The organism is Streptomyces sp. NPDC026673 (genome assembly GCF_040638135.1).
GTDB lineage: Bacteria > Actinomycetota > Actinomycetes > Streptomycetales > Streptomycetaceae > Actinacidiphila.
Window position 1 is genome coordinate 114,724 of sequence record NZ_JBEZXR010000004.1, and the last position, 20,297, is coordinate 135,020.

Annotated in this window: 20 protein-coding genes; 7 read left to right on the plus strand and 13 right to left on the minus strand. The window is 71.2% G+C overall.

What is annotated here, in order from left to right; all coding sequences use genetic code 11:
• The first annotated feature begins 139 nt into the window (after positions 1–139).
• Positions 140–1,609, plus strand: coding sequence for an FAD-dependent monooxygenase (locus AB0F62_RS04955; protein ID WP_361792487.1), 1,470 nt, complete (start codon positions 140–142; stop codon positions 1,607–1,609).
• Between the two features lie 66 nt (positions 1,610–1,675).
• Here AB0F62_RS04955 and AB0F62_RS04960 read toward each other — a convergent pair whose 3' ends face one another.
• Complete coding sequence (locus AB0F62_RS04960; protein WP_361792246.1) at positions 1,676–2,425, minus strand: SDR family oxidoreductase; 750 nt, start codon at positions 2,423–2,425, stop codon at positions 1,676–1,678.
• Between the two features lie 52 nt (positions 2,426–2,477).
• Positions 2,478–2,690, minus strand: coding sequence for a hypothetical protein (locus AB0F62_RS04965; RefSeq protein WP_361792248.1), 213 nt, complete (start codon positions 2,688–2,690; stop codon positions 2,478–2,480).
• Positions 2,691–2,778: 88 nt separating this feature from the next.
• On the opposite strand from AB0F62_RS04965, the gene AB0F62_RS04970 reads away from it, so the two are divergent.
• Positions 2,779–3,375 (plus strand): TetR/AcrR family transcriptional regulator, encoded by a 597-nt coding sequence (locus tag AB0F62_RS04970; protein WP_361792250.1) that lies wholly within the window; start codon positions 2,779–2,781, stop codon positions 3,373–3,375.
• A 473-nt stretch (positions 3,376–3,848) separates the two neighbouring features.
• Here AB0F62_RS04970 and AB0F62_RS04975 read toward each other — a convergent pair whose 3' ends face one another.
• On the minus strand, positions 3,849–4,397 hold the full coding sequence (locus AB0F62_RS04975; protein WP_361792252.1) for a DUF1062 domain-containing protein: 549 nt from the start codon (positions 4,395–4,397) through the stop codon (positions 3,849–3,851).
• 590 nt (positions 4,398–4,987) lie between these two features.
• On the opposite strand from AB0F62_RS04975, the gene AB0F62_RS04980 reads away from it, so the two are divergent.
• The 4 genes from AB0F62_RS04980 to ribB all read left to right on the plus strand — a co-directional run bounded on the left by AB0F62_RS04980 (position 4,988) and on the right by ribB (position 8,682).
• Complete coding sequence (locus AB0F62_RS04980) at positions 4,988–5,356, plus strand: SH3 domain-containing protein (protein ID WP_361792254.1); 369 nt, start codon at positions 4,988–4,990, stop codon at positions 5,354–5,356.
• Positions 5,357–5,868: 512 nt separating this feature from the next.
• Positions 5,869–6,972, plus strand: a complete 1,104-nt coding sequence (locus AB0F62_RS04985; protein ID WP_361792256.1) for an alpha/beta hydrolase — start codon at positions 5,869–5,871, stop codon at positions 6,970–6,972.
• A 204-nt stretch (positions 6,973–7,176) separates the two neighbouring features.
• Entirely contained in the window at positions 7,177–7,704 is a 528-nt protein-coding gene (locus AB0F62_RS04990; RefSeq protein WP_361792489.1) for an NUDIX hydrolase family protein, read from the plus strand.
• Positions 7,705–8,031: 327 nt separating this feature from the next.
• Positions 8,032–8,682 carry a 3,4-dihydroxy-2-butanone-4-phosphate synthase gene (ribB, locus tag AB0F62_RS04995; protein WP_361792258.1) on the plus strand — a complete coding sequence of 217 codons (651 nt, stop codon included), beginning with the start codon at positions 8,032–8,034 and terminating at the stop codon, positions 8,680–8,682.
• Between the two features lie 54 nt (positions 8,683–8,736).
• Here ribB and AB0F62_RS05000 read toward each other — a convergent pair whose 3' ends face one another.
• Positions 8,737–9,549, minus strand: a complete 813-nt coding sequence (locus AB0F62_RS05000; protein ID WP_361792491.1) for an AraC family transcriptional regulator — start codon at positions 9,547–9,549, stop codon at positions 8,737–8,739.
• A gap of 259 nt (positions 9,550–9,808) precedes the next feature.
• On the opposite strand from AB0F62_RS05000, the gene AB0F62_RS05005 reads away from it, so the two are divergent.
• The gene (locus tag AB0F62_RS05005) at positions 9,809–10,891 is read left to right on the plus strand and encodes an aldo/keto reductase (RefSeq protein ID WP_361792260.1); all 1,083 of its coding nucleotides are present in this window, start codon (positions 9,809–9,811) and stop codon (positions 10,889–10,891) included.
• 214 nt (positions 10,892–11,105) lie between these two features.
• Here AB0F62_RS05005 and AB0F62_RS05010 read toward each other — a convergent pair whose 3' ends face one another.
• The 9 genes from AB0F62_RS05010 to alr all read right to left on the minus strand — a co-directional run bounded on the left by AB0F62_RS05010 (position 11,106) and on the right by alr (position 20,132).
• On the minus strand, positions 11,106–11,660 hold the full coding sequence (locus AB0F62_RS05010; protein ID WP_361792262.1) for an NADPH-dependent FMN reductase: 555 nt from the start codon (positions 11,658–11,660) through the stop codon (positions 11,106–11,108).
• 238 nt (positions 11,661–11,898) lie between these two features.
• Positions 11,899–14,223: an FtsX-like permease family protein gene (locus AB0F62_RS05015; protein ID WP_361792264.1), complete on the minus strand. Its 2,325-nt coding sequence runs from the start codon at positions 14,221–14,223 to the stop codon at positions 11,899–11,901.
• Positions 14,220–14,906, minus strand: a complete 687-nt coding sequence (locus AB0F62_RS05020; RefSeq protein ID WP_361792266.1) for an ABC transporter ATP-binding protein — start codon at positions 14,904–14,906, stop codon at positions 14,220–14,222. Before AB0F62_RS05020 ends, AB0F62_RS05015 begins: the two co-directional genes overlap by 4 nt.
• The gene (locus tag AB0F62_RS05025) at positions 14,903–15,427 is read right to left on the minus strand and encodes a PadR family transcriptional regulator (RefSeq protein WP_361792268.1); all 525 of its coding nucleotides are present in this window, start codon (positions 15,425–15,427) and stop codon (positions 14,903–14,905) included. Before AB0F62_RS05025 ends, AB0F62_RS05020 begins: the two co-directional genes overlap by 4 nt.
• 320 nt (positions 15,428–15,747) lie before the next feature.
• Entirely contained in the window at positions 15,748–16,395 is a 648-nt protein-coding gene (locus AB0F62_RS05030) for a response regulator transcription factor (protein WP_361792270.1), read from the minus strand.
• On the minus strand, positions 16,392–17,540 hold the full coding sequence (locus tag AB0F62_RS05035) for a histidine kinase (RefSeq protein WP_361792272.1): 1,149 nt from the start codon (positions 17,538–17,540) through the stop codon (positions 16,392–16,394). Before AB0F62_RS05035 ends, AB0F62_RS05030 begins: the two co-directional genes overlap by 4 nt.
• Positions 17,541–17,605: 65 nt before the next feature.
• Positions 17,606–17,911 (minus strand): hypothetical protein, encoded by a 306-nt coding sequence (locus AB0F62_RS05040; protein ID WP_361792274.1) that lies wholly within the window; start codon positions 17,909–17,911, stop codon positions 17,606–17,608.
• The gene (locus AB0F62_RS05045; RefSeq protein WP_361792276.1) at positions 17,908–18,957 is read right to left on the minus strand and encodes a D-alanine--D-alanine ligase; all 1,050 of its coding nucleotides are present in this window, start codon (positions 18,955–18,957) and stop codon (positions 17,908–17,910) included. Before AB0F62_RS05045 ends, AB0F62_RS05040 begins: the two co-directional genes overlap by 4 nt.
• Positions 18,954–20,132, minus strand: coding sequence for an alanine racemase (alr, locus tag AB0F62_RS05050; RefSeq protein ID WP_361792278.1), 1,179 nt, complete (start codon positions 20,130–20,132; stop codon positions 18,954–18,956). Before alr ends, AB0F62_RS05045 begins: the two co-directional genes overlap by 4 nt.
• Between the last annotated feature and the right edge of the window lie 165 nt (positions 20,133–20,297).

The window sequence follows — 20,297 nt, forward strand, 5'->3', positions numbered from 1 at the left end:
TAAGTACGGTGGTCTTGCGGCTGGGGCTGGTCCGGTGCCGCGGCTTTCGGTTGTCCGGCCGGACGGCCGGGCAAGGAGCCCGGAACCAGCCCTCCGACCCGCTCACCACAGTGGCCCCGGCAACCCTGGAGGGGATCACATGAGCTCCGACAGCCAGGTATTGATCGTAGGAGCAGGCCCATCGGGGCTGTTGCTGGCGGGCGATCTGGCGGAGGCCGGTGTCAGGTGTACCGTCGTCGAGCGCCGCGTACAGAATTCGCAACTCACCCGGGCGTTTGCGGTCCACGCCCGGACGTTGGAACAACTGGACGCCCGTGGTGTCGCCGACCAGCTGCTTGCGACCGGTGTCCGTAACCCGGTTCTCCAGTTCTTGCAGATCGATCTGTCGCGGTTGCCAACCCGCTACCCGCATGTACTGGTGACGCCGCAGTACCACACCGAGCGAGTGCTCCGGGAGCGGGCCCTTTCCCGAGGTGCCGACATCCGGGAAGGCTGGGAAGCTGTCGGGCTTGCGCAAGATGCGACCGGCGTGGACGTTCAGGTCCGGGCGGCGGATGGCTCCCCGCAGACCCTGCGCGCGGCTTACGCCGTGGGCGCCGATGGAAGAAGCAGCTTGGTACGCCGGTCGGTCGGCCTGCCGTTCCCCGGCCGCTCCGCGGTGCGGTCGATGATGCTCGCCGATGTCCGGTTGGCCGACCCCCCGAAAAGGCCCCCGACCGTAGGGGCGGTGGGCGACGCCTTCGCGATACTCGTTCCGTTCGGCGACGGATGGTTCCGCATCATGGCGTGGAACCGCCACCACGAGATGCCGGACAGCGCACCGGTCGATCTGGAGGAGATCCGGGCGGTCGCCCGCCGGGCGCTCGGCGGTGACTTCGGCATGCACGACCCGCGCTGGATGTCACGGTTCCACAGCGATGAGCGGCAGGCGCCGCACTACCGCGTGGGCAGGGTCTTCCTCGTCGGTGATGCGGCGCACGTGCACTCCCCCGCCGGGGGCATGGGCATGAACACCAGCATTCAGGATTCTGCGAACTTGGGCTGGAAACTGGCTGCCGTGCTGCACGGCCATGCCCGCGAAGCCCTGCTCGATACTTACGAGGCCGAAAGGCACCCTGTCGGGCGCAGGGTGCTGCGGATGAGCGGTGCGCTGCTGCGTGGTGTACTGACCACTCCCAGGGCGCTTCGCGGCGTCCGGGACATCACCGCCCGGACCGTCCTGCGTCTCCCGCCGGTGGCCTTGCGGCTGGGGCGGGCGATGTCCGGAATCGACATCGCCTACGGCGCCCCGGCCGGCGCGCACCCGCTTACGGGGAAACGGGCACCGGATGTCCTCCTCAGCGACGGACGACGCCTGTACGAGGCGCTGCGCGGCCGCCGGTTTGTACTGGTCACACCGGCAGACACAGCGCTCCCCTCTTCGGTGACCGAAGGCTGGGCCGACGCGGTGGAGTGCGTCACCCCAGCCGGCCTGACCGGCAAGTCCGTACTGGTCAGACCGGACGCCTACATTGCGTGGGCCTCGTCCGAGCAGTCCGCGCACCGCCGAGCCGACCAGATCAGGCAGGCACTGGCCGGCCACTGCGGTGAGGGCGTAGGTGCTGCTTAGAGCTGGTTCTCCACGGTGAACCGCGGTTGCCGCCCCGGGCCGGAACCGCTGTCCCCACGAGGGCGATCAGATCTGATTGAGACCGCCGTCGACGTAGAGCTCGGTTCCGGTGATGAAGCTGCTCTGATCGCCGGCGAGGAAGAGTGCCGCCGCGGCGGCCTCCTCCGGCCGACCCATGCGGCCAAGCGGCACCTGGCTGGCGAAGAAGTCCCAGAGCTTGGCGGCCTCTGCCGCATCAGGAGCCAGTCCGGAGTTGCCGGGCGTCTCGATCGGACCCGGGACGAGGGTGTTGACTCGGATTTTCCGGCTCTTGAGCTCGTTGGCCCACGTGCGGGAGAAGCTGCGGATGGCGGCCTTGGAGGCGGCGTAGACGCCGAAGGCCTCGCCGCCCGAGGTGGCGGCGGTGGATCCCGTGAGGATGACCGAAGCGGCCTCGTTCAGCAGAGGAAGCGCCTTTTGGACCGTGAAGAGCGTACCCCTCACGTTGATACCGAAGGTCGAGTCGAAATGCTTCTCGGTGACGTCTTCCAAGGTGGAGAATTCGCCGCCGCCGGCGTTTGCGAACAGCACGTCGATGCGACGGCCCTGCTCGGCGACAGCGGCGTAGAGGCGGTCGATGTCGTCAAGATCGGAGACGTCGCCCCGAACGGCAGTGGCATTCGGACCGATCTCAGCCAGCGCGGCGTCGAGCGCCTCCTGGCGTCGACCCGTGATGAACACATACGCGCCCTCGGCGGCGAACCGCTTGGCCGCGGCCAGCCCGATCCCGCTGTTACCCCCAGTGATGATGGCTGTCTTACCGTCGAGCTGTCCCATGGTCAAGGCTCCTGTTCGGCGGAGGTCTGCACTCCGCGGCCGTTGCTCTGCGTCAGACCCGCGTCCAGTGCGGCGGGCTCGTTATGGACGATACGGTAAAAAACCTAGTACTGGACGAACGGGTCAAGAACTGTGACCCAACCCACTCTCCGGCGCGCATCGACGTCATGATCGCGCGGTAGGCCCCGCGGATCGCGGAAGCCGTTCCGATGTCGCCGTTGACCTCGGCGGCGACCGCCACCTCGACTGCCGGCGCTTCCGTCATGACATTCCCACCCTCGGTTCCCGACTCCCCCACCCTCAAAGCCGACCGTTATGGACGACATAGTCAAGAAAGGTGTAGGCTGCCCGTCATGGCGCGACCCCGGAAGTTCGACGAGCAGCAGGTACTGGACATCGCCCGTGATCTGTTCTGGTCTGGTGGGTTCGCCGCCACGCGCATGGAAGACGTCGCCGCGGCGACAGGCCTTGGCAAAGGCAGCCTGTACGGCGCGTTCGGCGGAAAACAGGAGCTGTTCCGTCGAGTGTTCGACGATTACTGCGCCTCTGTGGTCGATGCCACGGGACAGCAGTTGCGGGGCGACGACAAGGACGCGTACGCGCGGCTGTCCGGCCACGTCCACCTGGTGGCGGCGGCCACCGCCGCGGACACCGTGCACCGCGGATGCCTTCTGGCCAAGGGTGCCGCGGAGCTGGCCGAACACGACGAGACGGTGGCCAAGCGGGCGCACGCGACGATCGAGGCACTGCGCACGCTGCTCGAGGACGATATCGCCGCCTGCCAGCGCAACGGCGATATCGCCGCGAACGTGGATCCCGGAAAGCTGGCTGCGCTGGTGCTCGCCGTACTGCGCGGTATAGAAGCATTGGGCAAGGCCGGGGCGAACACGGAGACGCTGACGGACATTGCCCAGACTGCCCTCGCCGTACTGCCTCGCTCTGTGAACTGACGGGCCCACCGCGCCACACGTCATCCTGTCCGGATCCCCCGCAACCCCCGCCAATGATTCAGCGCTGACAGGACGCGCCCAAAGGACCGCCGCGCGGAACAGTTGGTGCTGTGACTGCATAGGTTTGCCGGGGTGGTCAGGCTGCGGTTGCTCCCGCGCGTCCGCCCCAGCGGATGCCTTTCCCGCTGCGGATGCGGGCGCGTTCTTGGCGTTGGGCGGCGAGGATGCCGGGGTGGCGGGCGTTGGCGTTGCGCCGGCGCAGGTAGGCGTGCAGGGTCCGGGCGGGTGGCCCGGATCGACTTCACGGCGGCCAGGCTGTTGGCGGTGCCTTTGTGACGCCGTGGGTGCGGCGGTAGGTCGCCGGCAGCCGGTCCGGTCGGCCTTGTTCGGCCCGGCAGAAGCCGGCGGTACGAACGAGGTCGGGACGGGATCCGTCCGGCAGTCGCGCCGGACGGACCCCTGACCCCAAGGACTCAGCGCTTGAGCGTGAAGGTGAAATCGCCGGAGAGCTTGCCGCTCAGCCGGACGGCCGAGACGAGTTTCCCCTGCGCGACACGTCTGTCGGCCTCGGCCCGCGAAAGACCGCACCCTTCGGCGATCAATCGCACCGGCCGGACTGGGATCCGGGCCGCGAAGTGGACCGAAACGTCGATCACTTCGCGGTCGAGGTGATCCGATCCGCCGGTGTCGAGGCGCCAGGCGCCGTCCCAGTCGAGGGCGATGCGATTGCGGCGTTGCACGACCGGATCCTGAAGCAGCCCGGCAATCAGGCCGCTGTCGTTGTCATGCAGCCGCTCCAGCAATTCGGGTCGTACGGAACGCACATGCACCCGTTCCAGGAGCGTGAGCTTCGCGGTTTCCCCGCAAGCGGTACAGAGCACGAGGATCCAGGCGTCGATGAGCTTGTGGTTCGCGTTGACGCGGAATTTGCCGCTCGCCCGAAAGCGCTCGGACGCGCACGTGTGGCAACGACGGAGGACGAGCGGAAGGCAGGTGGGCACGACCACCCAGTTATTGAGCACAGAAGTACACCGGTTTCAGTGAGAAGTCCGCAGCAGAAAGGAGCGCGGCGCACAGGTGCGACGCGCGACACATCAGCGCTTGGGAGGTCTCACACGGTGTACAACGGCACGTCCTTGGCTAGACGACTCGGCTCGCCAGCACGGTAGTTGCGCACAGCGGCGACGCACCACTGGTTTTCGAGGGCCTCCCCGCCAGGTGTTCCGTCCGGCGGATCGCCGGCGGCACCGGGCCGGTACCCTTCGCGCCGCGCCGCACCGGCACACGCGCCGCCGAGTCTCCAGGGCCGGGTGCGCGTCCGCTGACGCGACCACAGCCATCCCGGGCACATCCCGCCCCGAAGGAACTTCGCGCGGCGAATCCCAGGGCACATCCCACGACCGGTATTTCCGTGTCGGAAGTGAAGGAGGACGTTCACCTTCCCTATGTGAGAGGGAAGTTGCGAATTCGCGGCGGCGTGGCAAAAGTGGCGGAATGCGCCATTTCCCGCCGCGAAAGGCCGAGAGTCGGCCTATCGGGCGCGCGGTCACACCTCCATGCTTCTTACGTGCTCACGACAAAACGCGTGAGCCCAATGGGGAGGGTGAGAACCATGCGAGCAACACATCGCGCCAAGCTGGCGGCACTGGCGGTAGGCGTACTCGCCGCACCGGCGGGCCTGGCGGTCGTCACCGCCGGGCCGGCGGCGGCGAGCTCCTCCTGCGGCACCGCGGGCCCGCTCAAGGACGCCACCGTCGTCACGATGACCTCGGGCGTGTCCGCGAACCAGCGCAGCGGCTCGAGCACGGGCTGCGGCGTAAAGGGCTGGGCCGACAACCGTGACACGCTCGTCTACTACTGCTGGACCTCCGGCGAGAACGGCACCTGGACCTACCTCCGCAACGCCCACGACAACACCTACGGCTGGGTGAAGGACTCCCTGCTGCCCGGCAACGGCTCCAGCTACTACTGCGGCTTCTGACGCCGCGAGGGCGGGCCCCATCCGTGACCGCGGCACGGATGGGGCCCGCCCGTCGGTCCGATGAACGACGCCGCCGCGTTGCACGCCGCCACCAGCGGGGACGGCCACGCACCACGGGAGCCGGGGCGCCGCGCGCCGGCTTCATCGCGGGCTCACCAGGTACGGAGACGCTCCCCGCCCACCCTTGCCATCCCATTGATACGCGCATATGCTCGTAAGCCGTGGCACCGTCGCCGCGCCCGGCGCCGTCCCCGGCGTCGCCGAACTCCATACGCGCCGCCGGCAGCGGCACCGGCCGGCACTGACGGGAACCCCCCACCGCGGCCGACACGGACGCAAGCGGTCACGCACCGCGCGCCGATCATCGTCCCCCCGCTCCGTCGGCCGCCCGCCGTTCCCGGTGGGACGCATCCCCACCCCCTCGGCGGGCACGCCCGGCGTCCCCACCCATCCGGAGCCACAGGCGCGCCCGGCCGGCCGCGTGATCGCGCACCATCGAAAGGGAAATCCGCATGAACCCCTCCCCCATCGAGCCGCCCTCCTCGGCGGGCCCCGGCGCACAGCCGGCGCCGCGTCCCGACCACGGGCTTTCGCGGCGGGCCTTCGTCGGCGGTGCGGCCGCCGTCGCCGCCGGTCTGTCACTGGTCGGGGCCTCGGCCCTGCCGGCCGCCGCTTCCGGGCGGATGCCGCGAGGCTTCGGTTCGGTCTCGACGGCTCCAGGGCTGCCGGCGGGGTTCACCAAGACGTTCACCAGCCGGTTCGTACAGGCCAATGGGCTGCGTCAGCACGTGGTCGTCGGAGGCGAGGGCCCGCCGCTGCTCCTGGTGCACGGCTGGCCCGAGAACTGGTACGCCTGGCGCATGGTGATGCCGGAGCTGGCCCGGCACTACACGGTCATCGCCGTCGACCAGCGCGGCATCGGCCTGACCGACAAGCCCAACGACGGCTACGACACCGGCACCCTCGCCGACGACCTCGTCGCCCTCATGGACGCCCTGGGCCACGAGAAGTTCGCCGTCGTCGGACACGACACCGGCATGCCCATCGGCTACGCGCTCGCCGCCGACCATCCGCACCGCGTCGAGCGCCTCGCCGTCGCCGAAGCCGTCATCCCCGGCGTGACGCCCTCACCGCCCCTGCTGGGTTCCGCCCAGGCCAACAACATGCTCTGGCACTTCCCGTTCAACCGCCTCGACGACATCAACGAGCAACTCGTCGTCGGCCGGGAGGACATCTACTTCGGATGGCAGCTGAGGACCAAGGCCGCACGGAAACTGCCCGATCACGCGGTCCGCTACTACATTCGGTCCCTCACCGCCCACCGCCACGCGCTGCGCGGCGGTTTCGGCTGGTACCGCGACCTCGACACCACCTTCGTCCAGAACGCGGAACGCGCGAAGCGACCGCTGTCGCTCCCCGTCCTGGCCATCGGCGGAGCGAAGAGCGTCGGAGAGGGCGTCGCGACCACCATGAAGCTCGCCGCGGAGAACGTGCGCGGCCTGGTCGTCCCCGACGCCGGCCACTGGCTCCCCGAGGAAGCCCCCGAGGAGATGCTCGCGGCACTGACCGCGTTCCTCGCCCCCTACCGTGTCGCCGCCGCCCGCTCCCACCGGTAGCGATCGCGCCCGCGCGAGGGCCTCCCGGACGTCGGCGACCGGGGCCCTCCCGCGCGGTCGGACGACGCCCCGCCGGGCTCCGCTTCCCCGTTCGCCGGTCGCCGCGGACGCCGGGCCCGACCGGCCGTCGAGTACGTCCACGGCGGCGCGCCGACGGTCTCCCCGCGCGGCGCTCTCTCCACGTACGATCACTCGATGGCCGACATGACCGAAACCACGCCCGGCTGGCTGTCTCCTGAGGATCTGGAGCTGACCCGCGCACGTATGCCGATCCTGTACGTCGACGCCGTACCCGTGCGGGTCGACGACAGCGGGGAGGTCACGCACATCGGCCTGCTGCTCCGCATCGGGCCGGACGGGAGCGTCAGCCGCGCCCTGGTGTCCGGCCGGGTACTGCACCACGAGCGCGTCCGTGAGGCACTGATCCGCCATCTGGAGAAGGATCTCGGCCCGATGGCCCTGCCCCGGATCCCGGCGTCCCCGCAGCCCTTCACCATCGCCGAGTACTTCCCGACCCTGGGGGTCACCCCCTTCCACGACCCTCGGCAGCACGCCGTGTCCCTCGCCTATGTCGTCCCGGTCGCGGGTGACTGCCATCCCCGGCAGGACGCCCTCGACCTGGTCTGGTTCACCCCCCAGGAAGCGTCGTCGGCGCAATTGCAGCAGGAGATGCCCGGCGGGCAGGGAGTCCTGCTCAGGCAGGCCCTCGCGCACGTCGGCTGCCTGTCCTGAGGCCGGCATCAGCACGTAGCGGCGAAGAGGCGGGGCGCCCCTGATCCGCTCCGCCCGTACGGCGACGGCACGTTCCGCGGCGGCTTCCTCCGTGAGGCCGCCGGCGCCGGCATCACGCGCGGTCGTCGCCCGCGACGGAGCGGGAGTCCTGTCCGGTATCTCGGCGGCGCCGGAGCACTCCCGGGGACGATGCGCCCGCTACCGGCGCACGCCGGAGCGCGCCAGGGTGTGAACACTCGTTTGGTCGGCGCACAGGTTTCCCAAGCCACTGATCCGGTTACCGATGCATCCCGCACGCAGGGGGGATCCGAGAAAGGGCAGATTCCTGTGAGCTCAGCATCGGCACCGCGATCGACCGCGGATCCGGACACGGTGACGGCCGCCGTCGACGATCTGCGAGCCGGCCGGCCCGTCGTCGTGGTCGACGACGCGGACCGCGAGAACGAGGGCGATCTCGTCATGGCGGCCCAGTTCGCGACCGCCGAGGCCATGGGATTCTTCGTCCGCTGGACCAGTGGCCTGATCTGCACGCCCATGGGCCCGGAGATCGCCGACCGGCTCGAACTGCCGCTCATGGTCCCCTCCGATCCCGCCGCCGACGCGGCCGCCTACACCGTTTCCGTGGACGCGGTCGGCGTGGGTTCCGGCATCTCCGCCGCGGACCGGGCGTTGACCGCGCGAACACTGGCGGAAGCGGGGACCCGCCCCGACCAGTTGCTGCGTCCCGGACACGTCCTTCCGCTCCGCGCCCGCCCCAAGGGGATCGCCGAGCGCCGCGGGCACACCGAGGCCACCGTCGACCTGCTGCGCCTGGCCGGCCTGCCACCGGTCGGCGTGATCAGCGAGGTCTGCGAGGACGACGGCTCGGTCGCCTCCTCCGACCGGTTGCGCGTCTTCGCCGACGCACACGGCCTCACCCTGGTCTCGATCGACCAGCTCTCGAACCGCCTGCGCCACGCCGGCGCGGCGACCGGGTGACGGACGGCGCACGACGACCGCCCACGGCGCGAGACGTGCGGCCGTACCGAGCGTCTACTCCTGGACGATCACCGCGGTTTGCAGGCGTGCCGCGTCCTGGCCGGGCGGGGCCCCGAACATGCGCCGGTACTCGCGGCTGAACTGCGAGGGGCTGTCGTACCCGACGGCATGCCCCACCGCGGCCACGTCGTGCGGCGCCGCGATGAGCTGGAGTCGGGCCTTCTGCAGCCGGAGCTGCTTCTGGAACTGCAGCGGGCTCATGGCGGTCACCGCGCGGAAGTGCCGGTTGAGCGAGGAGACGCTGAGACCGACGTCGTCGGCGAGGTCGTCCACGCGGATCACCTGGTCGTAATGGGTCTTGATCCACTCGATCGCGCGGGCGACCAGCGTCATCCGGCTGTCGGCGAGGCCGATCTGGCGGACCAGGGCCGCCTGGGGGCCGGTCAGCAGCCGCCAGTGGATCTCGCGTCGAACGCCGGGCGCCAGCACGGGGACGTCGCGTGGATCGTCCAGCAGGCGCAGCAGCCGGACGACGGCGTCGAGCAGCTTGTCGTCGGCGTCGCTGGTCGCGATGCCCGGCCCGTCGTGCGGGCGGACGGCGATGGGACCGGCCTCCAACAGCAGCTGCGCGATGACCGCCGGTCGCAGGGGAAGCCCGAACCCGAGGTATGGCTCGGCGGGCGTGGCACGCGTGATCTGCGAGGTCAGGGGCAGTTCGACGGTGGCCACGAGGTACTGGCCCGCGTGGTAGTCGAAGATCCGGTCATTGAGGACGGAGCGCTTCGCCCCCTGGACGGTCAGGGCGATCATGGGTTCGCTGACCGAGCCCAGCGGTTCGGTCACGCGCCCGGACGAGAACACCGCCATGCCCTCGATCCGCCGCGGGCGGGAGCTGCCCGCGGCCAGGCGCGCGATCCGGTGACGGATCTCCTCCAGGTGCCGCACCGCACCAGTCGACCACGGAACCGCGTGCGGGTCCACCATGATCCGGGTGAGGTTGAGCGGATCGTGCAATGACGCGCGCCCATCGGTCTAGGACGCGGCCCTGTGGCGGAGTCGAATGGAGGAGCACCAGGGGACGGCCGGCACGGCGTCCCCGAACGTCGTCCGGTTGGGGAGTTCCACCATGTCGCTCGATTCCTACGTCACGCTCGGCCGCTCGGGACTGCGCGTCAGTCCCTTCACGCTGGGCACGATGACCTTCGGTGAGGATCACGGTTGGGGCAGCAGCCCCGAGGAGTCCGGGAACATCCTGGCCGCCTACCTCGACCGGGGCGGCAACTCGATCGACACCGCCAACATCTACACCAACGGCCACTCCGAGAAGATCATCGGCGACTACTTCGCCGGCCGCTCCGCGCTGCGCGACCGGGTGGTGATCGGCACGAAGTTCTTCGGGAACCTGTACGAGAACGACCCCAACGGCGGCGGACCCGGCCGCAAGGCGATCGTGCAACAGCTGGAGAACTCGCTGCGGCGTCTGCGGACCGACCATGTCGACATCTACTGGCTGCACAACTTCGACCCGTCGACGCCGGTCGAGGAGACCCTCCGCGCGCTGGACGACCTGGTCGGCCAGGGGAAGATCCGCTATGTCGGGTTCTCCGATGTGCCGGCGTGGGCGACGGCCGAGGCGGCCACCATCGCCCGCTTCCGTGGCTGGGCGCCGATCATCGCGCTGCAGCTGGAGTACTCGCTGCTCGAGCGGACCTCGGAGGGCGAGCTGATCCCCATGGCCCAGGCCCTGGGTATGGGGGTGATGCCCTGGGGACCGCTGAAGAGCGGATTCCTGTCCGGGAAGTACTCCAGCACCGCCACCGGCCCCGTCGACACCACGCGCGCGCACCTGGTCGGAGCCCCCGGCCAGGCCGACTACCCGGTGATCGACGCGGTCAACGCCGTCGCCGGCGAGGTGGGCGTCAGCCCCGCCGCGGTGGCCCTGGCCTGGGTGCGGGGACGTCCGGGGATCACCTCCACCCTGATCGGCGCGCGCCGCATGGACCAGTTCGAGGCCAACCTGCGGGCCCTGGAAGTGACGCTGACCGAGGCCCAGCGGGGTGTACTGGACGACCTCTCCGCTCCCGCGTTGAACTTCCCGGCCGACAACAACAGGACCCTGGCTCCGATGCTCCAGTTCGGCGGAGCCACCGTGGACGGGCGCCCGTCCACGGTCTCACCGCTTCTGCGGGCCAACGGCGCCCGCTACTGACCCCGTAGGGCCCCGTGGAATCCGCGGACCGAAGCCGGCGGCCGGCGCCGTCCCACCCCCATGGGACAGAGCCGGCCGCCATGGCACCGGGCTGATTCCTCCCGGCGCGATCAAGCCCCGCGCGTGCCACGCGGTGGAACCGCACGCGCCGGTACCGCCACCGTCATCGGCGACACCGGCAGCGGCACGGTGCGGGTGCCCGGAACCCGGTGGATCAGGCGGCCGAGTCGGCCTGGACGATCTGCTCGAAGACCTTGGTCAGGCCGTCGACGACCTCGGCGTCGTCGCCGGGGTGCGTCTCGGCGAATCGGGTCACGGAGCCGGGGATCGACAGCGTGGCGCCCTCGATGACGTGGCCGCCCGCGATGCCCACGGCCTTGCGGGCCTCGTCCTGCGCCCACACGCCGCCGAACTGGCCGAAGGCGGTGCCGATGACGGCGACGGGCTTCTCCTTGAGGGCGGCGACGCCGTAGGGACGGGACAGCCAGTCGATGGCGTTCTTCAGCACGGCGGGCATGGTGCCGTTGTACTCGGGCGAGAAGAGGAGCAGCGCGTCGGCCTGTGCGGTGGCGGCACGCAGCGCGGCGGCGGCGGCGGGAACGTTGCCCTCGACGTCGATGTCCTCGTTGTAGTAGGGGACGTCGGCCAGCCCCTCGTGCAGCACGATCTCGACACCCTCGGGGGCGTGCTTGACGGCGGCATCGGCGAGCTGCCGGTTGTGGGAACCGGCGCGGAGGCTGCCGACGAGGGCGAGAATACGGACGGACATGGCGAAACTCCCGAAATCTGCGATCAGTGCGAGCGGACGGGGCAGCCGGATCGCGGTCCGCGGAGCGGACTGCGGTCCGGTTGCCTTCCTCCGTCCCCTGCATTGACCGGAGACCAGGGAGAGATGTGACCGATGCGACCGAATGACCGAGCCGCTGCGGTCCCTCGCGGAGCGCGCATCCCGATATGAGGCCGAGGCCGAGAACACAGTCGACCCGCCCGGGGCGGCTCCGGAAGGGCTACTCCGTCCGCAGCCCCTCCGGCCGCATCATCCGCCACAGCGGCGGCAGGCTCGCCACCGTCACCAGGAGCACGACGGCCGCGCCGATACCGGTCATCGCGCCCACCGCTCCCCAGTCCACGTGCACCGGGCGGCTCACCATCCGCAGCAGGACGGCCCCCAGCGCCAGGCCCGTACCGCAGGCCAGAGCCAGGCCCAGGACGACGGGGACCGCGGTCTGCCACAGGACCGACAACCCCAGGGTGCGGCGGCGCGCACCGAAGGCGACCAGGGCCGCCAGGAGCTTCCTGCGTTCCCTGAGCTGTTCCAGCTGGGAGACGAAGAGGCTGGCGCCGATGAGCAGCAGCACCGCGCCGGAGCCGACCAGCAGCCCCTTCTTCACGGCCGCGAAGCGGTTGTCGACCTGGACGGCCGCGAGGCTCATCGGCACGAGCATCGCGTGGGCCTGGGCGGCGGCGTTGCGGACGTGCTCGAACGCGTCGGGATCGGCCGGGTCGACGGTGACGAAAGCCTGGTACCGCAGGGCGCCCGCCGCCAGGTGCGGGAGCGCGGAGGGGGTCGCGAGGACGCCGCTTCTCGGGGAGCCGCTGGGATCCCGGCGGGGATCCACGAGGGCCGCGTCCGCCGGCACGGTCCAGCGGACGGCGTCGGTGGCGCCGTCCTCGTCATAGGTCGGGGCGACGAAGAACCGCTGTCCCGGCTTGCCCGTGGGCCCGGCGTACTTCAGCCCCTTCTGGGGTTTGATCAGGAACACGTCGCCTTCCTCACAGGTGCGGAGCCGGGCGACCTCCCGCAGGGAAGCGCAGTCCGCGACGGTGAGCGCGGTGGACGTGCCCGGTTGGCGGGGCTTGTCGCCGAGGTCCGTCGTGGCGAGGGTGAGGACACGCCGTACCCCGTCCGCGGCGGCGATCCGCTCGGTGATCCCGGGCATCCGGGAGGCCTCCACCTGGGCGGGGACCAGTACCTGTATCTGGGCGCGGTCGAGGTCGGCGCCCGTGGATCTGCGGTAGTCGCCCTGCACGCCGGTGAAGAAGGACTGCAGGGCGATCGCCCCCGCCACGGCGACGGCGATGCCGTTGACCGGGCGGACCGCGATGCCGCTGGTGAGCTGGAGCCGCCGGACCGCGAGCTGCCAGGCGACGGAGCCGCCGCCGAGCCGGCTCACGGTGGATTCGACCAGCCAGGGCAGCAGAGCGGTCACGCCGATCAGGAGCAGTACGACGCCCCCGATGACCTGCGACTGGTTGAAGGACTCGTCCTCGGGCTGGCCCATCATGGGTAGCAGGAGGGCGAGTCCGGCCAGCGTCGGCAGGACGCGCCACCACAGGCGGCGCCTCGGCGGTCCGGCGGTGCGGACCACACCGAGCGGTTCGATGACCACGCCGCGCATGGCGAAGAGGGTCACCGCGACGGACGCGACCGGCACGGCCAGGATGACCAGCAGGCCCAGGGACGGGCTCAGGTGAACGTCCGACGGGAACAACCCGGTGTCGAACACGCCGACGTCGTCGGCGAATCGGCGGCCGGCGAAGAAGAGGGCGAGCCCGGCGGCGAGTCCGAGCAGAGTGCCCCCCAGCGCCTCGCCCGCGGCGATCCTGCGGGTCGTCGCCCCGTCGGCACCCACCAGGCGCATTGCGGCCAGGCGCCGGTCGCGGCGTTCGCCGCCGAAGCGGACCGCGGCGGCGATGAAGACGGCCACCGGCACCAGCAGGACGACCAGGATGACCATCATCAGCAACAGGAGCACGGGATCCCAGGGTTGGTTATCCGGCACGTTGCCGAAGCCCTTGATCTGCTCGACGAAGTCGTCGCCCGGCTTCATGGTGTCGTCGCCCGCGTAGTAGACGAGGTCACGCGGGCCGAGCAGGCCCTCGTCCCCGACGGTGCCGACCCTCTTGTAGGGGAGCCGGGGCGCCAGCAGCTTGCCGTCGGCGGAGCCGAGCAAGGCGGCCAGGGCCGGGGAGACGACCATCTCGCCGGGGGCGGGGAAGTGGCTCACTCCGGGCGGCAGCGGGGCGTGGGCGCCCTGAGGGCGTACCAGCCTGCCCCAGACGCTCTTGTCCCGGAAGACGCTCTCGGCCTCCCCGATGAGCAGCGTGTCGTCGCCGGCCTTCTCGGCCGGGACGTAGGTGCTGCGCACGTCGCCCCGGTGCTCGCGGGCGTCGAGGGCCTTCGGGACGGCGGTGGCGAACAGCAGCAGGGCGACTCCGAGGCCGACGCCCACCGAGGTCAGCAGGGTACGCATCCACCCCTCCCGGCCGCCGGTGACGGAGAACCTCGCACCGGTCAGGAGATCCTGTGTCCAGGTGGTGCCACGGCTCATGCGGCACGCTCCACGGTGCCGGACCTGCCGTCGCGTACGACGGTCTCGCGGTCGGCGTAGGCGGCGGTGCGTGCGTCGTGGGTCACCAGGACGACGGCGGCGCGGGTGGAGCGGGCCGCGTCGGTGAGGAGCTGCATGACACGTTCGCCGTTGACGGAGTCGAGCGCGCCGGTGGGCTCGTCGGCGAAGAGCACCTTCGGCCCGGTGACGAGCGACCGGGCGACGGCGACCCGCTGCCCCTGCCCTCCGGACACTTCTCCCGGCCGCTTGTGGCCGAGGTCGGCGACCTCCAGGCGTTCCATCCACGAGCGCGCGGTGCCCTCGGCCTCCTTGCGCTTGGTTCCGTTCAGGCGCAGCGGCAGGGCGACGTTCTCGAGGCAGGTCAGTTCGGGCACGAGCTGCCCGAACTGGAAGACGAAGCCGAAGTCGCTGCGGCGCAGGGCGCTGCGCGCGGCGTCGCTCATCGCGGACAACTCGCGTCCGGCATAGGTGATGACGCCGGAGTCGGGAGTGACGATGCCGGCGAGGCAGTGCAGAAGGGTCGACTTGCCGGAGCCGGAAGGGCCCATCAGTGCGACGATCTCGCCGGGACGGATGGCGAAGTCGGCGCCGTCCAGGGCGGGTGTGGAGCCGTACGACTTGCGCAGGGCGACGGCGGTGAGCAGGGAATCCGCGGCGGTCATCCGCGTACCTCCTTGGCGAGGCCTTCGAGACGGGCAGCGGTGACTTCGAGCCAGCGCAGATCGGCTTCGAGATGGAACAGGGCGTGTCCGCAGACGAGCTGGTCGACGAGGTCGCCGTGCCGCTTGCGGTGGGTGAGGGTCCGCATCCGGCGCAGATGCTCGGAGCGCTGGGTGTCCAGCAGGTCCGCGGCGCTGCGGCCGGTGAGGAGGGCGAGGACGACCTTGGTGTACAGGGTCGACTGCAGGTACGGCTCGGGCTTCTCGGGCGTGGCGAGCCAGGCGTCGACATCGCTGATCCCGGCGTCGGTGATGGCGTAGCGCTTGCGCTCCGGACCGCCGCCCGGCTCGACGCCGTCGACTTCGACGAGGCCGTTCTTCAGCAACCGGGACATGGTCGCGTAGACCTGCCCGTAGTGCAGCGGGCGGTCGTGTCCGAACTTCTCGTCGAAGGCCCGCTTGAGGTGGTAGCCATGGCGAGGGCCGGATTCCAGAAGCCCGAGCAGTGTGTGGGCGATGGACATGGCGAGCACTATACACACTGCGTATACACGGCATGTATACGCACATCGAGAGACCCCGGTGCGGATCTTCCAAGGCGTCGGCGGGGCGCTCCCAGGGTGCTCGGCGCGACACAATGACAGTTCACACACAGGGCATTCAGGCAGACCCCGGGGCCAGAGGGCCGCGGGGCGGGCCGTCCCGCAGGGGGCAGCGATACCCAATTAATTGACAAGGCAAGCATATATCATGGCGCGAGACGACGCAGCGCCCGGCCGCTCCGCGCGGCGACGGCAGTCGGGGGCGCTGACGGCAGAGCACGAGGTCCCCGCCAGGCCCGGGCTCAGCCCTCCACCAGGCCGGAGCGCCACGCCCACAGGGCGATCTCCACCCGGTTGCGGGCGGAGAGCTTGGTCTGGATGTTGCCCAGGTGGGTCTTGACCGTCCCCAGCGACACGAAGAGCGCGGCCGCGATCTCCGCGTTCGTCAGGCCGTCGGCGACCAGCCGGACGACCTCGGTCTCGCGGGACGACAGACCCGATCCCGCCGGGGCGGCCGTCCGAGGCGGCCTGACGCCTCTCAGCAGCCGGATCGTGATCGCGGGACTGACCAGGGCCTCCCCGGAATGCGCCGCGCGCACCGCCTCGGTCAGCAGGGCAGGGCCGGAGTCCTTGAGGAGGAACCCGCAGGCACCGTTGTCGAGTGCCCGGTAGACGTACTCGTCGTCGTCGAAGGTGGTGACGACGACGACTTTCGGCGCGACCCCGGCTCCGGGGCGATTGAGCTCGCGAAGGGCCTGCAGCCCGTCCATCCGCGGCATGCGGATGTCCATCAGGACGACGTCGGGGGTGAGCGCGCGGGCCATCTCCAGGGCCTCGACGCCGTCCTTCGCCTCCCCCACCACCTCGATGTCCTCCTCGGCACCGAGGATCAGCGAGAAGCCGGTCCGGACCATGGCCTGGTCGTCCGCCAGCAGTACCCGGATGGTCATGACGCCCCCCTGGTCGGTATCTGCGCCCGCACGCTCCAGCCCTCCGGGAGCCTCGGACCGGCGGTGAAGGAGCCGCCGAGCGCCGCCGCCCGCTCCCGCAGACCGTTCAGCCCGTAGCCGCCGTCCGCCGACCCGGCGCCGCGCCGGCGGCCGTCGTTGGAGACCTCGACCGTCACCGTGTCGGGCCGGCCGTGGCGACGGACGTCGATGTCGAGCGTGCGGACGTCGTCGGCGTGCTTGCGCACGTTGGTGAGGGCCTCCATGACCACCCGGTGCACGGCCGACTGGACGTCGATGGGCACGTCCTCGACGTCGCCGTCGATGTTCAGCCGCACCTTCGGCCCGAGGTCGGAGGTGAAGTGACCGGCGAGGGAGGCGATGTCCGCGATCGTGCCCGGGGGCGATAGCCGGGCCTGGGCATCGGGTTCGCGGAGCAGGGTGACCATGCGGCGGATGGCCGTCATCGCCTCGTCACCGGCGGCCTCGATGCGCTCCAGGGCGGGCAGCACCGCCTGCGGCTTGCTCGCCGCCACGGTCTGCGCGGCCTGCGCGAGCACGATCATGCCGGTGACGTGGTGGGCGACATAGTCGTGCAGGTCGGACGCGATGCCGGTGCGCTGCGCCACTTGCGCCGCGACCATCTGGCGCTGGCGACTGGTCTGGACCAACCGTACGGACAGGCCCGCGGCACCGGCGATGACGCCGCCCAGGGCCAGGGCCAGGGCGAAGATCAGCGAGAGTCTCGATCTGTCCCACTGCAGGGGCTGGAGTACCAGGCCGGCGAGCAGCACCACGACCGCGACCGTGGCACGCACCGCTTCGGCCCGCCAGGCGGACAGTCCGATCAGCAGGACGGTCACGGTGGCGACGGTGAACTCGAACGGCACGAGGCTGTAGTCGACCGGCGGCATGGCCCGTGCGGCCAGCAGGAGGGCCGTACCCACCAGGAGGGCGACCGTTCCCAGTGCCTCGCCGCGCAGCCGCGGCGCGGTCAGGGCCACCACGACCGCCAGCAGGACGCTCGGCAGGTGGGCCAGGTTCAGGGTCACGTCCAGGATTCCCAGGACCAGCAGGGCCGCCAGCGCGGCCAGCCACCCGATGCCCCGCACCACCCGCTCGAAGAAGCGGTCCGCTCCGTTGCTCACGTTCTCGTCGTCTCCACTTCCGCTCGCCGACCGAGCGGATACCGCTCCGAGTGTCCCGTCCAGTGTCACCGATACGCCTCGGAGGGCGCCGGTACGTCCCCGTGCGCACCGGCCGCGTGCTGCCCGAGGGGCGCCGGCCGTCCTCGCTCGTCTCCGGACCGGGCGTGCGCCGGCTCACCGCGCCGAGCGCGCTCCGGTTCCCTGTCGCCGAGGTCCGTTCCCGTTCCGAGGACGACGACGTCGATGGCGGCCTGGGCGTAGACCCGGGCGGTGCGCAGCAGGCGGTGCATACGGTGCTCCTCGGAAGTGCCGTCGTGGTGGGCCGGGATCCCGGCGGAGCCGTGATCGGCGGGGCGGTGGTGTGTGGTCACGTGCGCACCCGCTCAGTGGTCGGGTCGGCGGCGGGAAGGGGGCGGTGCGCTCCCGGCGTGGGGCGGTGCAGCGCGCCCCGGACGAGTTCGTCGAGGAGCGCGGGGTACGTCAGCCCCTGGTGCGCGAACATCTTGGGGACCTGGGACTGCGCGGTCATGCCCGGCATGGTGTTGACCTCGTTGAGGACGGGACCGTCGGCGGTGAGGAAGAAGTCACAGCGCGCCACCCCGCGGCAGCCCAGCGCGCCGAAGAGGGCGAGGGACGCCTCGACGAGACCGTCGTGCTCGTCGGCGGAGAGCGCGGCGGGAATCAGGAACCGGGCTCCGCCGTCGTACTTCTGCTCGGTGTCGAAGAGCCTGCCGTCGTCGAGCAGGATCTCCAGCGGCGGCCCCACCGCCAGGCTGCCGTCCGCGCGCTGCAGAACGGCGAGATCGACCTCGCGTCCGGTCACCAGATGCTCGACCAGGACCCGGTCGTCGACCGCGAGCGCGGCGGCGATCGCCGGGGCGAGCTCCGCCTCCTCGGTCACCAGGGACACACCGTGGCTGGACCCCGCGGCGACGGGCTTGACGACCACCGGGCCGTCGAAGCGCACACGGTCCGCGCAGTCCGCGGTGACCAGGAAGCCCGGGGCCACGGCGATGCCGACCGCCTCGGCCACCAGTTTCGTCGCCCACTTGTCCATGGCCAGGGCGCCCGCCCGGACACCCGCGCCGACATACGGCAGATCCGCGAGGTCCAGCAGCGCGGCGAGCGTGCCGTCCTCGCCCTGCGGGCCGTGCATAGCGGGGAAGGCCACGTCACAGCCCGCCAGCACGGCGAGGGCCGCGGACAGGCTTGCCGCGGGTGAGTCCGCCAGCGGCCGCTCGGCAGCGTCCCGCCACAGCCCGTCCCGCCCGATGGTGAGGGCCACGACGTCGTAGGCGGCGGGGTCGAGCGCCGAACGTACGGACGCCGCGGACGCCAGGGAGACCTCGTGCTCGGTACTGCGGCCACCGCCGATCACGGCGACGCGGATCCGGCCGGCGTTCGAGGAGCCGGTCATGCGGCCACCGCCGAACGGCGCACGGTGCGGCGCAGTCGTGCGCCCAGACCGGTCACGATCTCGTGCTCGATGGTTCCCGACCACCGGGCCCAGTCCAGGACGGTGGGCTCGCCCCGGTCGCCCGCCCCGAAGACGGTGGCGATGTCGCCGAGCGCGGCGGGGCGCTCGCCGGAATCCACGATGACCTGGTCCATCGAGACGCGTCCCACCACGGGGCAGCGGCGCCCGCCGAGCAGTACCTCCGCGCGGTCGGACGCCGTGCGCGGAAGCCCGTCGGCGTATCCGACCGCGAGCAGGGCCAGGTGCGTACGCCGCGAGGCGGTCCATGCGTGCCCGTAGCCGGCGCGCGCGCCGGCCGGCACGGTGCGGACCGAGATCACGGGCGCGGTCAGCGTCAGTGCGGGGCGCAGCCGGGTCGTCCGCGTGGGATCGATGCCGAAGAGGCCGGCACCGACCCGGCTCAGGTCGAAACGGGTGCGCGGATCCGTGAGGGTCGCCGAGGTCGCGGCCAGATGCCGGAACCTGGGTTGCAGCCCGGCCCGGGCCGCGGTGACCGCCCCGTCCCGGAACAGCTCCAGGGCGCGGTCGGTGCACGGGTCGCCCGGGGTGTCCGCGCAGCCGAGATGGCTCATCACGCCGACGACCCGGACCAGCCCGTCCCGCTCCGCCTCTCGCGCCTGCCGGCACAGATGGGCCCACTCCGCGGGGTCGGCACCGTCGCGGGACATCCCGGTGTCCAGGTGCAGGTGCACCTGGGCGGGCCGGCCGGTCCGGGACGCGGCGCGGACCACCGCGGCCAGGTGTTCGCGACCGGGTACGGCCAGCGAGACACCGGCCCGCAGGGCCTCCTCGAAAGCACCGTCGACCGGATTGAGCCAGCTCAGGATCGGCACACGGATTCCCGCGCCCCTGAGGAACAGCGCCTCCTCGACGGAGGTGACCCCGAGGGAGGTCGCGCCCGCGCCCAGCGCGGCGAAGGCGGCTTCCGCGGCACCGTGACCGAACCCGTCGGCCTTGACCACGGCCATCAGACGGGCGGCACGGGCGGCGAAGACCCGGGTGTTGGCGGCGACCGCCGCCAGGTCCACCGTCAGCTCCGGGACCGCCCTCCGGCCGGATGGGCGGGGCGGATCGGCGATGCGAACAGCGGGGTCGATCAGTGGTGCGCAGTGCATGGGGCGTCCTTCGGGGTGTCGCGGTCGGGCCGGCGCCCCGAGGACCGGAAAGGCCCAGGGCGTCACCGGAATGCGGACGGGTCGGAGTCCTCGCCGGACCGGGCAGGAGGTGCCCGGTCCGGCGGCTCGGGCGAGGCCGGCCGCGGGGCCGGTGAACGGCGTGAA

What these genes read in the sequence shown, in the direction of transcription:
- AB0F62_RS05015 (WP_361792264.1), bottom strand. Translation starts at nt 14,223, where the DNA reads ATGAGCCGTGGCACCACCTGGACACAGGATCTCCTGACCGGTGCGAGG.
- AB0F62_RS05045 (WP_361792276.1), bottom strand. Translation starts at nt 18,957, where the DNA reads ATGACCGGCTCCTCGAACGCCGGCCGGATCCGCGTCGCCGTGATCGGC.
- AB0F62_RS05010 (WP_361792262.1), bottom strand. Translation starts at nt 11,660, where the DNA reads ATGTCCGTCCGTATTCTCGCCCTCGTCGGCAGCCTCCGCGCCGGTTCC.
- AB0F62_RS05000 (WP_361792491.1), bottom strand. Translation starts at nt 9,549, where the DNA reads ATGGCGGTGTTCTCGTCCGGGCGCGTGACCGAACCGCTGGGCTCGGTC.
- AB0F62_RS05025 (WP_361792268.1), bottom strand. Translation starts at nt 15,427, where the DNA reads ATGTCCATCGCCCACACACTGCTCGGGCTTCTGGAATCCGGCCCTCGC.
- AB0F62_RS04985 (WP_361792256.1), top strand. Translation starts at nt 5,869, where the DNA reads ATGAACCCCTCCCCCATCGAGCCGCCCTCCTCGGCGGGCCCCGGCGCA.
- AB0F62_RS04980 (WP_361792254.1), top strand. Translation starts at nt 4,988, where the DNA reads ATGCGAGCAACACATCGCGCCAAGCTGGCGGCACTGGCGGTAGGCGTA.
- alr (WP_361792278.1), bottom strand. Translation starts at nt 20,132, where the DNA reads ATGCACTGCGCACCACTGATCGACCCCGCTGTTCGCATCGCCGATCCG.
- AB0F62_RS05020 (WP_361792266.1), bottom strand. Translation starts at nt 14,906, where the DNA reads ATGACCGCCGCGGATTCCCTGCTCACCGCCGTCGCCCTGCGCAAGTCG.
- AB0F62_RS04960 (WP_361792246.1), bottom strand. Translation starts at nt 2,425, where the DNA reads ATGGGACAGCTCGACGGTAAGACAGCCATCATCACTGGGGGTAACAGC.
- AB0F62_RS04965 (WP_361792248.1), bottom strand. Translation starts at nt 2,690, where the DNA reads ATGACGGAAGCGCCGGCAGTCGAGGTGGCGGTCGCCGCCGAGGTCAAC.
- AB0F62_RS04970 (WP_361792250.1), top strand. Translation starts at nt 2,779, where the DNA reads ATGGCGCGACCCCGGAAGTTCGACGAGCAGCAGGTACTGGACATCGCC.
- AB0F62_RS04955 (WP_361792487.1), top strand. Translation starts at nt 140, where the DNA reads ATGAGCTCCGACAGCCAGGTATTGATCGTAGGAGCAGGCCCATCGGGG.
- AB0F62_RS05005 (WP_361792260.1), top strand. Translation starts at nt 9,809, where the DNA reads ATGTCGCTCGATTCCTACGTCACGCTCGGCCGCTCGGGACTGCGCGTC.
- AB0F62_RS04990 (WP_361792489.1), top strand. Translation starts at nt 7,177, where the DNA reads ATGACCGAAACCACGCCCGGCTGGCTGTCTCCTGAGGATCTGGAGCTG.
- AB0F62_RS05030 (WP_361792270.1), bottom strand. Translation starts at nt 16,395, where the DNA reads ATGACCATCCGGGTACTGCTGGCGGACGACCAGGCCATGGTCCGGACC.